This is a genomic window from Amycolatopsis sp. WAC 01416 (assembly GCF_003947485.1).
In the GTDB taxonomy this organism is placed as follows: Bacteria; Actinomycetota; Actinomycetes; order Mycobacteriales; family Pseudonocardiaceae; genus Amycolatopsis.
Window position 1 is genome coordinate 162,843 of record NZ_QHHX01000002.1, and the last position, 15,469, is coordinate 178,311.

Sequence of the window (15,469 nt, forward strand, 5' to 3'; positions counted from 1 at the left end):
CCGCCGTGCCTCGCCCCTAGCGTTGACCGATGTGAGTACCTCCGAGCAAGATCTCATCCGGGCGCTGCGCGAGTCGGTCAAGGAAACGGCCCGGCTGAAGCAGCGGAACAGCCAGCTGCTCGCCGAGGCCTCCGAGCCGATCGCGGTGGTCTCGATGGGATGCCGCTTCGCCGGGGGCATCGCGGGGCCGGAGGATTTCTGGCGGGTGGTGTCCGAAGGCGTCGACGTCTACACGCCGTTCCCCGGCGACCGGGGCTGGGACCTGGCCAACCTGTACGACCCGGACCCGGACACCCCGGGTACGACCTACGTCGACCAGGGCGCGTTCCTGCACGACGCCGCCGAGTTCGACGCCCGCTTCTTCGGGATCTCACCGCAAGAGGCGACCGCGATGGACCCGCAGCAGCGGCAGCTGCTCGAGGTCTGCTGGGAGACGATCGAGCGGGCGGGGATCGATCCGGACAGCCTTCGCGGCACCCCCACCGGCGTCTACGCGGGGATCGTGCATCAGGACTACGCGCCCGACGTCGCGGGTGCGGAGGGTTTCCTCAGCCTCGAGCGCGCGCTGGGCAGTGCCGGCGGTATCACGTCCGGCCGGGTCGCGTACTGCCTCGGGCTCGAGGGGGCCGCGGTCACGGTCGACACGATGTGCTCGTCGTCCCTGGTCGCGATCCATCTGGCGAGCCAGGCGCTGCGCCGGGGCGAGTGCACGATGGCGCTCGCCGGGGGTTCGACCGTGATGGCGACGCCTGGCGGCTTCGTCGGGTTCGCCAGGCAGCGCGGCCTCGCTCGCGACGGCCGGTGCAAGTCCTTCGCCGCCGCGGCGGACGGCAGCAGCTGGGCCGAGGGGGTCGGCGTGGTGCTGCTCGAACGCCTCTCCGACGCCAGGCGGAACGGACATCAGGTACTCGCCGTGATCCGAGGCTCCGCGGTCAACCAGGACGGCGCCTCCAACGGCCTCACGGCCCCGAACGGGCCCGCGCAGCAGCGGGTCATCCGCGCCGCGCTGGACGCCGCCGGGCTGTCCGCGGACGAGGTCGACGCCGTCGAGGCGCACGGAACGGGGACGACGCTCGGCGACCCGATCGAGGCGCAGGCGCTGCTGGCGACCTACGGCCGGGGACGTAGTCCGGAGCAGCCCCTGCTGCTCGGCTCGGTCAAGTCGGTCCTCGGCCACACTCAGGGTGCCTCCGGCGTCGCGGCGGTGATCAAGACCGTGCTGGCGCTGCGTAACCGGTACCTGCCCGCCACACTGCACGTCGACGCGCCGACCCCGCAGGTCGACTGGTCGCCCGGCACCGTCGAGCTGCTGACCGAGGGCCGCGAGTGGCCCGACACCGGACGGCCTGCCCGCTCCGGCATCTCCTCGTTCGGTGCCAGCGGGACCAACGTCCACATGATCATGGAGGAGGTTCCGCCGGAGCTCGAGCCGGGCGAGCAGGCCGACGGCGTCGCGCCGGAGACGGCACTTCCGTTCGTCGTCTCGGCCAAGACCCCGACCGCGCTGGCCAACCTCGGCCGTCGGCTCACGGACACCTTGGACCAGAGCGACGAGAGCATCGCGCTCGGCGACCTCGCCCATGCGCTGGCGACCGGACGCGCGGTCCAAAGCCACCGGGCGGTGGTGGTCGCCCAGACCCGGGAGGAGCTGCGCGCGGGGCTCACTTCGCTGGCCGATGGCCGGACCGGGCACAGAGTGATCACCGGGTCGGCGGCTACGAGTGGGCCGGGCAAGGTCGTCTTCGTCTTCCCCGGCCAGGGCACCCAGTGGCTCGGCATGGGTCGTCGGCTCCTGGACACCTCGCCGGTCTTCGCCGCCCGGATCGCCGAGTGCCAGAAGGCGCTCGAACCCTGGGTCGACTGGTCCGTGGCCGACGTCCTGCGCGGAGAGGCCCCCGAGGACCTCGAACGCGTCGACGTCGTGCAGCCGGTGTGCTTCGCGATGATGCTCGGCATGGCGGCGGTCTGGGAATCGCTCGGCGTGGTCCCGGACGCGGTCGTCGGACACTCGCAGGGTGAGATCGCGGCGGCGTGCGTCTCGGGCGCGCTCTCGCTGCCCGACGCCGCCAGGGTGGTGGCGTTGCGCAGCCAGCTGATCGCCGAGCTGCTGCCCGCCGGGGGCGGGATGGCATCGATCGGACTGGCCGAGGACGCGGTACGCGCCCTGATCGAGCCGTGGGGGGAACGCCTGCAGGTGGCGGCGCTCAACGGGCCGTCGTCCGTGGTGATCGCCGGCGAGGGCGCCGCGCTGGACGAGCTCGCCGCGCGACTGGCGGACAGCGACGTCCGGTTCCGCCGGGTGCCGGTCGACTACGCCTCGCACAGCCACTATGTGGAAAGTGTGCGATCCGCCCTGCTGGCCGATCTCGCCGCGGTCACCTCCACGACGACGCGCGTCCCGTTCTATTCGACGGTCGAGCCCGGCCGCCGGGACGACGGCCCGTTCGACGCCGGCTACTGGTATCGCAACCTGCGTCAACCGGTTCTGTTCGAACCGGCCGTCCGCGAGCTGATCGCCGAGGACCACCGGGTCTTCATCGAGCTCGGCGCCCATCCGGTACTGCTGCCGTCGATCACCGGCACCGCGGCGGAGCTGGACGCGGACGTGCTCGCGGTCGGGTCGCTCCGTCGGGACGAGGACGGACCCGCCCGGCTGGCCACCTCGGCGGCCGAGGTCTTCGTCCGTGGCGTGCCGGTGGACTGGCAGGCCCTGCTGCCCGAGAACGCCGGAGCGGCACGGGTCGAACTACCCACCTACCCCTTCGACCACCAGCGGTACTGGATCACCATGCCGACCACCGCGGCGGGCGCCGAATCGCTCGGTCAGGTGACCAGCGGCCACCCGCTGCTGGGTGCGGTGGTGGAACTTCCGCAGACCAACGGCGTGGTCTGCACCTCCCGGTTGTCACTGGCGACCCATCCGTGGCTGGCCGGGCACCGTATCCAGGACAACGTGCTCGTACCCGGCACCGCCTACGTCGACCTGGCGATCCAGGTCGGTGACGAGCTCGGCTACGGCGTGCTCGACGAGCTGGTGATCGAGGCGCCGCTGGTGCTCGCGGCGGACGCGGCGGTCAGCCTGCAGGTCGCCGTCGGCGCGCCGGACGCCTCCGGTCGACGGCGGGTGGAGGTGCACAGCTCCCACGCCGACGGTGAGTGGACCCGGCACGCCGCCGGTCTGCTGTCCGACGCGGATGACCAGCCGCCGGGCAGCTTCGACTTCGCTCAGTGGCCGCCCGCGGGCGCCGTTCCCGAGCCGGTCGACGACTTCTACGAGCGTCTCGCCGACCGCGGGTACCAGTACGGGTCGGCTTTCGCCGGGCTGACCGCCGTGTGGCGGCGTGGTGAGGAGATCTTCGCCGAGGCGGCGCTGCCCGCCGACCATCGGGACGACGTGGACCGGTTCGGCATCCACCCGGCGCTCTTCGACGCCGCCTTGCACGCGAACGCCTTCCACCGGCGGGCGGACGACCGCAACGTCCTGCCGTTCGCCTGGAACGGTGTCCGGCTGCACGCCGGTGGTGCCGTCGCGCTGCGCGTGCGGGTCGCGCCGTGCGGGCCGGACGCGTTGTCGTTCGACGCCGCGGACGGGACCGGTGCGCCGGTGCTGTCCATGGAATCACTGGTCTCGCTCCCGATCACGGATCTGAACGGGCGGCAGGGCGGCCGGACGCCGGATTCGCTCTGGCAGGTCGACTGGACGCCGCTGCCCTCGACGCGGCCTGCCACGGCGCCGGGGCACCGGGTCGTCGTCGACGACTCCGGCGATGTGGTGCGGCTGGCGATGGCCGAGGAGCTCGGCGACCCCTTCCCGGACATCGCCGTCCTGGACGTCGTACCCGGGGCCGAGCCGCTGCCGGCGCTGGGCCGGGTGCTCGAAGTGGTGCAGGCTTGGCTGGAGGAGCCGGTGCTCGCCTCGGTGCCGCTGGTGGTGGTGACCCACGGCGCGGTTCCGGCGTCGGTTCCGGTCGTGGATCCGGCGGGTGCCGCGGTCTGGGGACTGGTGCGCTCGGCGCAGGCCGAGCACCCTGGCCGCCTCCTCCTGGTCGACGTGGAGCCGGGCGGGGACCGCGACGGGTCGATCGCCGCGGGTCTCGCCGCCGACGAGCCCCAGGTCGCGGTGCGCGGAGACGTCGTACTGGCCCCGCGGCTGGGCCGCGCCGTCCTCACCGGCGAGCCCGGGAGCGGATTCACCGACGACGGCACCGTGCTGATCACCGGCGGGACCGGCGTGCTCGGCGCGCTGCTGGCCCGGCATCTGGTGAGCGAGCACGGCGTGCGGCGGCTGGTTCTGGCGGGTCGGCGCGGCATGGCCGCCGACGGGATGGCCGAACTGGTGGCCGAACTGGGCGGCCTCGGCGCGTCGGTCGAGGTGGCCGCGTGCGATGTGACCGACCGGGACGCGCTCGCCGCGCTGCTCGCCGCGATCCCGGCCGAGCACCGGTTGACCGGCGTCATCCACGCGGCAGGGGTGCTGGACGACGCCGTCATCACCGGCCTCGACCCGCACCGCCTGGCGCGGGTGTTCGCACCGAAGGCGACGGCACTGCGGCTGCTGGACGAACTGACCCGCGACGACCCGCCCGAGGTCTTCACCGTGTTCTCCTCGGCCGCGAGCGTCTTCGGCTCCGCGGGCCAGGGCAACTACGCGGCCGCGAACGCGTACGCCGAAGCGGTCGTGTCCGCGCGCGCTGCCGGTGGCCTGCCCGCAGTGGCGCTGGCATGGGGACTGTGGAGTCCGGCGACCGGGATGACCGGCAGGCTGGCCGACGTCGACCGGACCCGGATGAGCCGGGGCGGCGTCCGGCCGATGCCCGCCGCCGAGGCGCTCGCCAGTTTCGACGCCGGCATCCGCGCCGGCGCCCCGTTGCTGGTGCCGATCGGTCTCGACCTCGGCGCGGTCCGGGCCGAGGCGGGTGCCGACGGCACCGTTCCGGCACTGTTCCGGTCGCTGGTCCGGCCGCGGGGGCGGACCGCGCGGGCGGCTGACGGCGAGCAAGGGGGCGCGCTGGGCAGGCGGCTCACCGGGCTCACCGCCGAGGAGCGGGACGAACTGGTTCTCGCGCTCGTACGCACCGAGGTCGCGACCGTGCTCGGCATCGCCGACCTCGACGATTCCTCCGACGACAGCCGCTTCGGCGAGATCGGCTTCGACTCGTTGACCGCGGTCGAGCTGCGCAACCGGCTGACCGCGTCGGCCGCGGTCAAGCTCCCGGCCACGCTGATCTTCGACTACCCGACCCCGCGGCAGCTGGCCGCCCACCTGATCGAGAAGGTGCGGGGGCCGGTCGACGACGCCGCGGTGCCCGCGCCACGGGCCGCGGAACGTCCGCTCCCGGCCGCCGACGATCCCGTGGTGATCGTCGGGATGGCGTGCCGTCTGCCGGGCGGGGTCACCACGCCCGCCGAGTTCTGGGACCTCGTGGCCGAAGGCAGGGACGGTATGTCCCCGCTGCCGTCCGACCGCGGCTGGGAGGTGGACCGCCTCCTCGGTACCGATCCCGATCAGGCCGGTACCACCTACGCCCGGCAGGGCGGCTTCCTGCACGACGCCGGTTACTTCGACGCGGCGCTCTTCGGCATCTCGCCGCGCGAGGCGACCGCGATGGACCCTCAGCAACGGCTGCTGCTCGAAACCACGTGGGAGGCGCTCGAGGCCGCCGGTGTCGATCCGTCGTCGCTGCGCGGCGAGTCCGTCGGCGTCTACACCGGCATGTCCATCCACGACTACCTCGGCGACCTGGCGCGCGTACCGGCCGAGTTCGAGGGTTTCACCACCACGGCGACGGCCGGCAGCGTCGCCTCCGGCCGGGTGTCGTACGTGTTCGGTCTCGAGGGTCCGGCCATGACGGTCGATACCGCGTGCTCGTCCTCTCTGGTGGCGATCCACCTGGCGGCGAACGCACTACGCCAGGACGAATGCGAGACCGCGCTCGCCGGCGGGGTCGCCGTCATGGGTTCCCCGGTCGGCCTGACCGGGTTCTCGCGGGCACGGGGACTGGCCGCCGACGGCCGCTGCAAGGCGTTCTCGGCGGCGGCCGACGGCACCGTGTTGTCCGAAGGGGTCGGCGTCGTCGTGCTGGAACGCCTGTCCACCGCGCGACGCAAGGGACATCGGCCGCTCGCCATCGTCCGCGGTTCCGCGATCAACCAGGACGGCGCGTCCAACGGCCTCACCGCCCCCAACAGCCTGGCCCAGCAACGGGTCATCCGGGCCGCTCTCGCCGCGTCCGGTATCGGCCCGGACGAGGTCGACGCCGTGGAGGCACACGGCACCGGCACCACGCTCGGTGATCCGAGCGAGGCGCAGGCCATCATCGCGACCTACGGTCACGGCCGTCCGGCCGAGCGACCGCTGTGGCTCGGCTCGGTGAAGTCCAACCTCGGCCACACCCAGGCGGCGGCCGGTGTCGCGGCGGTGATCAAGATGGTGGAGGCGATCCGGCACGGGCAGTTGCCGCCCACGCTCTTCGTCGACGAACCCACCCCCCACGTCGACTGGTCCGAAGGCGCCGTGACACTGCTGACCGAGGGCCGGGACTGGCCCGAGGTCGACCGGCCGCGGCGCGCCGGGATCTCGTCGTTCGGGATCAGCGGTACCAACGCCCACCTGATCCTGGAACAGGTCCCCGAACCGGCGGCGCCGGAAGAGGACGGGGACGCCGAGCCGGTGGTGCTGCCGTTCGTCCTGTCCGCGCAGAGCGCGGCGGCCCTCGATGGCCAGGTGGGACGCCTGCGGACCGCCGTGGAGCGGGGAGTGCCGCTTCCGGGTGCGGCCAGGACGCTCATCGCCGACCGCGCGCTGCTCCCGCATCGGGCGGTCGTCGCCGCGGCCGACCGCGACACGCTGCTCGCCGGTCTGGACACGGTCGCCGTCGGCGAGACCGGTCCGGGCACCGCGCTGGGTGCCGTCTCCGCCGGTGCCGGGGCGTCGGTGGTGTTCGTGTTCCCTGGACAGGGGGCGCAGCGGGCGGAGATGGGCCGTGCCCTCTACGAGAGGTTCCCGGTCTACGCCACCGCCTTCGACGACGCGTGCGCGAAGCTGGACGAACGGCTGGCCGGCGCCGTGGACCGGCCCGTCCGGGACGTCGTCTTCGCGCGGACCGGCAGTACCGAGGCGGCCGCGTTGAACCAGACCGTCTACACCCAGGCGGCGCTGTTCGCGGTCGAGACCGCGCTGTTCCGGCTCGTCGAGTCCTGGGGCGTACGGCCCGCTTTGCTGCTCGGGCACTCGATCGGCGAGATCACCGCGGCGCACGCCGCCGGCATGCTGTCGCTCGACGACGCGGCGACCATGGTGGCCGCCCGTGGCCGTCTCATGCAGGCGCTTCCCGCCGGTGGGGCGATGGCCGCGGTGGCCGCGACGGAGGAGGAGCTCCGGCCGTTCCTCAACGGGAGGGTTTCCCTCGCCGCGGTGAACGATCCCGCGTCGGCCGTGCTGTCCGGTGACGAGGACGCGGTGGACGCCGCCGTGCGGATGCTGCGAGAACAGGGCCGCAAGGTGCACCGGCTCTCGGTGTCCCACGCGTTCCACTCGGCGCGGATGGACCCGATGCTCGACGAGTTCCGGTCCGCGATCGCGGACGTGGTCTGGCGGCAGGCCCGGATCCCGGTGGTCGCCTACGACGGAGCCGACCTGACGGACCCCGGCCACTGGGTCGACCACGTCCGGCGCACCGTGCGCTTCGCCGACGGCGTCCGCGCCGCGCTGGACCGGGGTGGACGGCTGTTCGTCGAACTCGGGCCGGGGGCCGCCCTGTCCTCGCCGATCCTGGAGACGGCGGCGCGGTCCGGGTACGAACCGCTGTGCGTGCCCGCGCTCCGGGACGGACAGGCCGAGCCGGACACCGTGATCGGTTCGCTGGCCGCGCTGTTCGTGCGGGGAGTGCCGATGGACTGGCAGCCGCTCGTCCCCGAAGACGTCCCAGGCACCCCCAAGGTGCCTTTGCCGACGTATGCGTTCGACCGGCGGCACTACTGGCTGACCTCGGCGCGCGGCGCGGTGAACGCGGCCGATCTGGGGCAGGTCGAGGTCGAGCACCCGCTGTTGTCGGCGATCGTGCCCGTTCCGGACACCGGTGGCCTGATCGGCACGGCCATGCTGTCGCTCACGACCCATCCCTGGCTCGCCGGGCACCGGCTGCACGACGTGGCGATCCTGCCCGCCGCCGCGTTCGTCGATCTCGCCGTGCGGGTGGGTGACGAACTCGGCTGCGGCGTACTGGGAAACCTGGTGCTGGAGGCACCGCTCGCGATCCAGCCGGAGACGACCGTCCGGCTGGAGATCGTGGTCGGAGCCGAGGACGGCGGCAGCCGCCCGTTCAGCGTCTTCGGCGCGCGGGACGCCGAGGGGACTTGGGTCCGGTACGCCGGTGGCACGCTGGAATCCGGCGCCGTCATCGACAACGAGCCGGTGCGGCAATGGCCGCCGTCCGGCGCCGAGCGGGTCGTGACCGGCACGGAGACCGTCGGACGCTCGGAGCTGCTCGGGCTGTGGCGTCGCGGCGAGGACACCTTCGTGGAGGTCGCGCTCGCCGACGAGGAGGAGCCCGCCCCGTTCGGCCTCGACCCGGCCCTGCTCGACGCGGTGACCGGTGCGGTGCTCGACCCCGGTTCGCTGGCGACGCGATGGGAGTCGGTGGTGCTGCACGCCACCGGGGCACGCCGGCTGCGGGCGCGTCTCGCCCGGCTGGACCACCATCACTGGAGTCTCGAGGCGACCGACGAGACCGGTGGGCAGGTCGTGTCCGCTCGGTCGGTGGGCGCGACGCAGGTCAGCCAGGACGACGTGGGCGCCCGGTCCGCGACCGACGCCATGTACCGGGTGGTCTGGCAGCCCGTCGCCACCCCCGAGGTCCCTTCCGCTCTGCCCGCGACCGCCGATATCACCAGCGCTGACGGTTTGGCCGCGGTCGTCGCCGAGCCCGCTCGGCTGACGGCCGCCGTGTACGACGTGCCGGCGGGCACGTCGAATCCGGCGGCCGTCCTCGCCGACGTTCTCGCCGTGCTCCAGGCCTGGCAACGCCATGCCCCCGAGGACCTCCGGCTCGTCGTGCGGACCGAGGGTGCCGTCGACGGCGTCACCGACGCGACCGGCGCCGCCGTATGGGGCCTTGTCCGGGCGGCACAGGCCGAGATGCCCGGTGTGCTGCTGCTCGACGTGGAGCCGGGCCTCGACGCCGGACCGGTCCTCGGTACGGCGCTGGCCGTCGACGAACCACAGCTCGCGGCCCGGGATGGCGGTTTCCGGGTGCCCCGCCTCGCGGCGGCCGGGGCACTGGCCGCGGAGCCCGCCTCGTGGAACCCGGACGGGACGGTGCTGATCACCGGTGGCACCGGGTCCCTCGGCGCTCTCGTCGCGCTCCACCTGGTGCGGACCCGCGGGGTCCGGCGGCTGCTGCTGGTCAGCAGGCGCGGAATGGCGGCCGACGGCGCCGAGGCGCTGGTGGCCGAGCTGTCCGAACTCGGTGCCGAGACCTCCGTGGTCGGCTGTGACGTCGCGGACCGGGGCGCGGTGGCGGCGTTGCTCGCCGCGATCCCGCCGGAGCATCCGCTGACCGCGGTCGTGCACACCGCCGGCGTGCTGGACGACGGGCTGGTCGACGCGATGACGCCGGATCGGCTCGGCGCCGTGCTGCGACCGAAAGCGGACGCCGCCCGTCATCTGGAGGAGCTGACCCGCGACCACGACCTCGCCGCGTTCGTGACGTTTTCGTCCGCCGCCGGGCTGCTCGGCTCGGCCGGGCAGGCCAACTACGCCGCCGCCAACGCCTACCTGGACGGCCTGATGGAGATCCGGCGCGCGAACGGCCGGAACGGCGTGTCCCTGTCCTGGGGCCTGTGGGCTCAGGATGGCGGCATCACCGGCGACCTCGGTGACGCGGACCGGGCCCGGATGCGCCGCGGCGGTGTGTCGCCGCTGCGCCACGAAGAGGGACTCGCGCTCTTCGACGCCGCCGTGGACAGCGGTGAGGCCCATCTCGTGCCGATCAAGCTCGACCTCGCCGCCGCGCGGGCCGACGCCGCCACCGGCGGACCGGTCCAGCCGTTGCTGCGTGACCTGGTGCGCGTCCGCCGCCAGGCGGGCAGGCCGTCGACCGGCGGTGACCTCGCGGGCTCGCTGGCAGGCCGGTCGGTCGCGGAGCAGGAGCGCACTCTGCTGTCCCTGGTCCGGGCCAGGGTCGCGCTGATACTGGGGTACGCCTCGGCCGACGAGATCGCGCCGGACGCGCCGTTCCAGTCCGCCGGGATGGACTCGCTCGGCGCGGTCGAACTGCGTAACCGGCTCAGCACGGCGGCCGGCTTCGCCATGCCCGCGACGCTGGTCTTCGACTACCCGACGCCGGTGGAGCTGGCCCGGTTCCTCCGGGAGCGGCTCACCGGCCGGGACGCGCCGGTGGCGGCCGAGGCCGGGGTCGCGGCGAGCCGGACCGATCCGATCGCCGTGGTCGGGCTCGGCTGCCGGCTGCCGGGCGGTGTCCGTGGCCCTGGCGGGTTCTGGGACCTACTGGCCGCGGGCGGGGAAGGACTCTCCGCGGTGCCTGCCGACCGCGGCTGGGACCTGTCCACCATCCCGGTGGAGGCGGGCGGCTTCTTGACCGACGCGGCCGAGTTCGACGCCGGATTCTTCGGTATCTCCCCGCGCGAGGCGACGGCGATGGACCCCCAGCAGCGGCTGCTGCTCGAGGTCGTTTGGGAGGCCTTCGAGGACGCGGGGCTGGACCCCGCCGCGTACCGGGGTTCCGAGGTCGGTGTCTTCGTCGGTGTGATGGGCGAGGGTTACGGGATGGACGGCGGTGACCCGCAGACCGACGGCCTCCGGGTCACCGGCGGTGCGCTCTCGGTGGCGTCCGGCCGCGTGTCCTATGCCTACGGCTTCACCGGACCGGCGATCTCCGTCGACACCGCGTGCTCCTCGTCCTTGGTCGCGATGCATCTGGCCATGCAGGCCCTGCGCGACGGCGAATGCTCGCTCGCCGTGGTCGGCGGCGTGACGGTCATGGCCACGCCCAACGCGTTCGTCGAGTTCGCCAAGGCAGGCGGGCTGGCGGTCGACGGACGATGCAAGCCCTTCGCCGCGTCGGCGGACGGGACCAGCTGGTCGGAGGGTGCCGGCGTGGTGCTGTTGCAGCGACTGGCGGACGCCGAGGCACAGGGCAGCACGGTGGGCGCCTTGATCCGAGGCTCGGCGGTCAACCAGGACGGCGCCTCGAACGGTCTGACCGCCCCGAGCGGGCCCGCGCAGCAACGGGTCATCCAGCGGGCACTCGCGGCCGCCGGGCTCGCGCCCTCCGAGGTGGACGTCGTCGAGGCGCACGGCACCGGCACCCGGCTGGGCGACCCGATCGAGGCACAGGCCCTGCAAGCGACCTACGGGAAGCGCGAGACGGCGGAGCCGCTGTGGCTGGGATCGGTGAAGAGCAACGTCGGCCACACCCAGGCGGCGGCCGGGGTGACCGGCGTGATCAAGATGGTGCTGGCGTTCCGGCACCAGACGTTGCCCGCGACCTTGCACGCGGACACGCCGACCCCCGAGGTCGACTGGTCCGGTGACACCATCCGGCTGCTGACCGAGGCCCGGCCGTGGCCGTCGCGCCAGGACCGGCCACGCCGCGCCGGGGTGTCCGCTTTCGGGGCCAGCGGCACCAACGCGCACTTCATTCTCGAGGAGCCGCCCCGGCGGGCGCCGATCCCCGCGACCGAACCGGCACGGAACGGCACGGGAGGACTCCTGCCGTTCGTCTTGTCGGCAGGCGATCCCGGACGTCTCGCCGCGGTCGCGACCCGGCTGGCGGACGCCGTCGAGGGCAAGCGGCCGCCGCTGCCCGAGTTGGCCGCCGCGCTCGCGTTCGGCCGGACGAAGCACCGGCAGCGGGCGACCGTGCTCGCGGCCGACCACGTCGAACTGATGGCGAAGCTGCGCGCTCTCGCCGACGGCGAGACCGAGCCGGGCGTGGTCACCGGGCGTTCCGGGCCGGGCACCGGCGCGGTGTTCGTCTTCCCAGGCCAGGGCGGCGGATGGGCCGGTATGGGTCGTGAACTGCTGGCCGGGTCGGCGGAATTCCGGGAGTGGGTGCACCGGTGCCAGGAGCTGCTCGACGAGTACGACTGTGACTGGACGCTGGAAGAAGCGCTCGGCGGTGACAACGACCTTTCCCGGACCGATGTGGTCCAGCCTGCCGCGTTCGTGCTGATGACCGGGCTGGCGCGGCTCTGGGCCAGTGCCGGTGTCACGCCCGAGGTGGTGATCGGGTCGTCACAGGGCGAGCTCGCCGCGGCGTGCGTGGCCGGGCTGCTCTCGTTGGACGACGCGCTGTGGATCTGCGTGGTGCGCTCCCGGCTGGCCGCGGCGCTGCCACCCACCGGCGGAATGCTCGTGCTGGGCGTGAGCCGTGCGCGGGCGGAGGAGTTGCTGCCCGCCTACGAGGGCAGGCTCGAGCTGGCCGCGGTCAACGGACCGGCGATGGTCGGCGTCTCCGGTGAAGTCGGTGCCATCGAACGACTTGAGGCCTTCGCCGCCGAGCAGGGGATCTGGTGCCGCCGGCTGAGGGCGGACTACGCGTCCCACTCCTTCCTCGTGGACGAGGTGGAGCGCCCGATGCTGGCCCAGCTCGACGGGGTCGGCGAGCGCCCGGCACGCGGGCTCGTCGGCTCGTGCCGGTTCTACTCCACGGTCGAGAGCCGATGGATCGGCCCGGACGAGGTCCTCGACGCGGGCTACTGGTTCCGGAACCTGCGCCGACCGGTCGAGCTGGAAGCGGCCGTCCGTGCGGTGACCACCGACATGCGGGCCGTCGTCGAGGTGTCCCCGCATCCGGGGCTGGTGTCGTCGATCCTCGATGTCGTCGCCGACGCCGGACGGCCGGTCGGGGTGATCGGCACGCTGCGCCGTGACCAGGGTGGCCCACGCCGGCTGCTGACCGCGATGGCCGAGGCGTTCGTGCTCGGGTTGCCGGTCGACTGGTCGGCGGCCGTCCCCGTCGACGGCACGGCTTGGCGTGAGTTGTGCGGTGAGCTGCCGACCCATCCGTTCGAACGTCGCCGGTACTGGCTGCGTGGCGGCTCCGGCGCCGTTCCGTCGGCGGAGGAGTCGGGGCACCCGCTGCTGACCACGGTGACGGGCCTGCCGGATTCCGATGGTGTGCTCGCCGTCGGGCGGTTGTCCGCGCACCGGCAGCCGTGGCTCGCCCGCGCCGCGGGCCCGGTCGAAGTACCCGCTTCGGTCTGGGTCGAGCTGGCCATCCGGGCCGGTGACGAACTGGATTGCGGCACGGTGGCGGAGCTCGACGTGATCGAGCCCGCGTGGCTGGACCGGGGTGTGTCCCTGTCGGTGCAGGTTTGCGTCGGTGGGACGGATCCCACCGGTCGGCGGCCGGTGACCGTGCGGTCCGCGCCCGCCTCGGCCGGTGGCGATCGGACGGGCTGGACCCTGAACGCGACCGGTCTGCTCGTCTCGAGCCCGGACGGCGGTGACGCGGCGGAGTCCGGTCTCACCGTCTGGCCTCCGGCCGGTGCCGAACCGGTGACCCCGGCCGACCCGCGAGACGACGTCCGTGGCGTCTGGCGGCGAGGGGAGGAAACCTTCCTGGAGCTGGTCCTGCCCGACGAGTTCCGCGAGGACGCCGCGGCCTTCGGCATTCATCCGCTGCTTCTGGACGCCGCGAGCCGCGCGGTGGACGGGGACCGGGCGCCTGGGAGCGCGACACTGTGGCGCGACGTCGAATTGCACGCGACCGGCGCCACTTCGTTGCGCGTGCGGCTGAGCCCGGCCGGGAAGGGAACCGCGCTGACCGCGGCCGACGAGGCGGGCAGGCCGGTGCTCACCGCCGGCCGGATCGCGACACGGACGGCGCCCCGGCCCCGGCTCGCCACGCCGGACGGCGCGCTGCGGATCGAGTGGACCGAGCTCGACCGGGAGACCGCCGCCGCCCCACCGCGAACCGTTCCGGTGAACAGCGACGAGGCAGTACTCGACCTCGGCGACGATCCGTCCGCCGTGATCACCGCCGTCGCGGTCCTCGACGTGCCGCTCGGCGAGCCTCCCGTGGTGGCTTGCCGTCGAGCGCTCGCCGTCGCACAGGCCTGGCTGGACGAGCCCGCGCTGGCCGGTCTCCGGCTGGCGGTCCGGACCAGGAACGCGGTCCCGATCGAGCCCGGCACGATGCTCGATCCGGCCGCCGCGGCGGTCCGGGGCATGATCGCCGCCGTCCAGGCCGAGTACCCCGATCGGTTCGTACTGGTCGACGTCGATCCGGACGAGGATCCGGACGCCGGTCTGGGCCCGGTGCTGGCCGACGGGGTCGCGCAGGCGGCGGTACGTGCCGGACGCGTCCACCTCCCGCGGCTGGTTCCCGTCGCCGAAGCCGGACCCGCGGTCCGCCCGCTCGACCCGGCGGGCACGGTCCTGATCGTGGGCGGCACGGGCCTGGCCGGTTCCCGGGTGGCCCGGCAGCTGATCGCCGACCACGGCGTCCGGCACCTGGTCCTCGCGGGCCGTCGCGGGCCGGATGCCCCAGGGGCGGCGGACCTGGTCGCCGAGTTCGCCGAGCTCGGCGCGTCCGCGACCGTCGTGGCCTGCGACGTGACCGACCTGGACGCGATACGACGGCTGCTGTCCGGGATTTCGGCGGAACACCCGCTGACCGGGGTGGTGCACGCGGCCGGGATGGCCGACCGCACCGCGCTCGCGGAGCTGGACCCGGAACGGCTCGGCGCCGTCCTCGAAGGAAGGGAAGCGTCGCTGCGGCATTTGGCCGAGCTCGTCGCGGATCAGGACCTCGCCCTGTTCGCCGTGGTCACCACGACAGCCGAGCTCACCGGACCGGCCGACCGGGTGGCCACGGGGGCCGCCGACGGGCTCGCACGGGCGGCCGCCATCCGCCGCGGCGCCCGCGTCCCGATGCTGGAGTCCGCGGACGGCACGGCTGTGACGGCGCTGTCCGCGGCGATCGACACCGCCGAACAGTTCCCGGTTCCCGGGAGGCCCGATCTTTGGGGTGCGCCCGCGCCCGGCAAGCCGGTCCCGCCCCTGCTGCGCGGGCTGGTCCGGTCACGGCGGCGGTCCGCGTACCGGGCGGAGGCCGGCGCGGAGAACGCCGGCCGGTGGACGGAACTCCTGAGTGCCCGGACCGGTGCGGACCGGGAGAAGACCATGCTGGACCTGGTGCGGGCGCAGCTGATTCGCGTCCTCGGGCTGAACCCGGACGAACCGGTCGAGCCGGATCGTGGCTTCTTCGAGGTCGGCCTGGACTCCGTGATGGCACTCGAACTGACCCGGCGGTTGAACAGCCACGCCGGCACAGCGCTCACCCCGGCCGCCGTGTTCAACAACCCGACCCCGGGGGAGCTGACCCGGTATCTCATCGAATGTCTAGAACCCTCCGAATGATGGGAGACCCGCGCGTGCGGAGGTATGCCGATATGTATTGGTCGATGTCATGAAGGTCGTTTTCTCCAGTCTTCCCGGGTA

General features: G+C 73.6%; 1 protein-coding gene. It reads left to right on the forward strand.

Going from position 1 to position 15,469, the window contains the following annotated elements; translation table 11 throughout:
* The first annotated feature begins 31 nt into the window (after positions 1 to 31).
* Positions 32 to 15,388, forward strand: coding sequence for a type I polyketide synthase (locus DL990_RS05190; protein WP_125798049.1), 15,357 nt, complete (start codon positions 32 to 34; stop codon positions 15,386 to 15,388).
* The last annotated feature ends 81 nt before the right edge of the window (positions 15,389 to 15,469 follow it).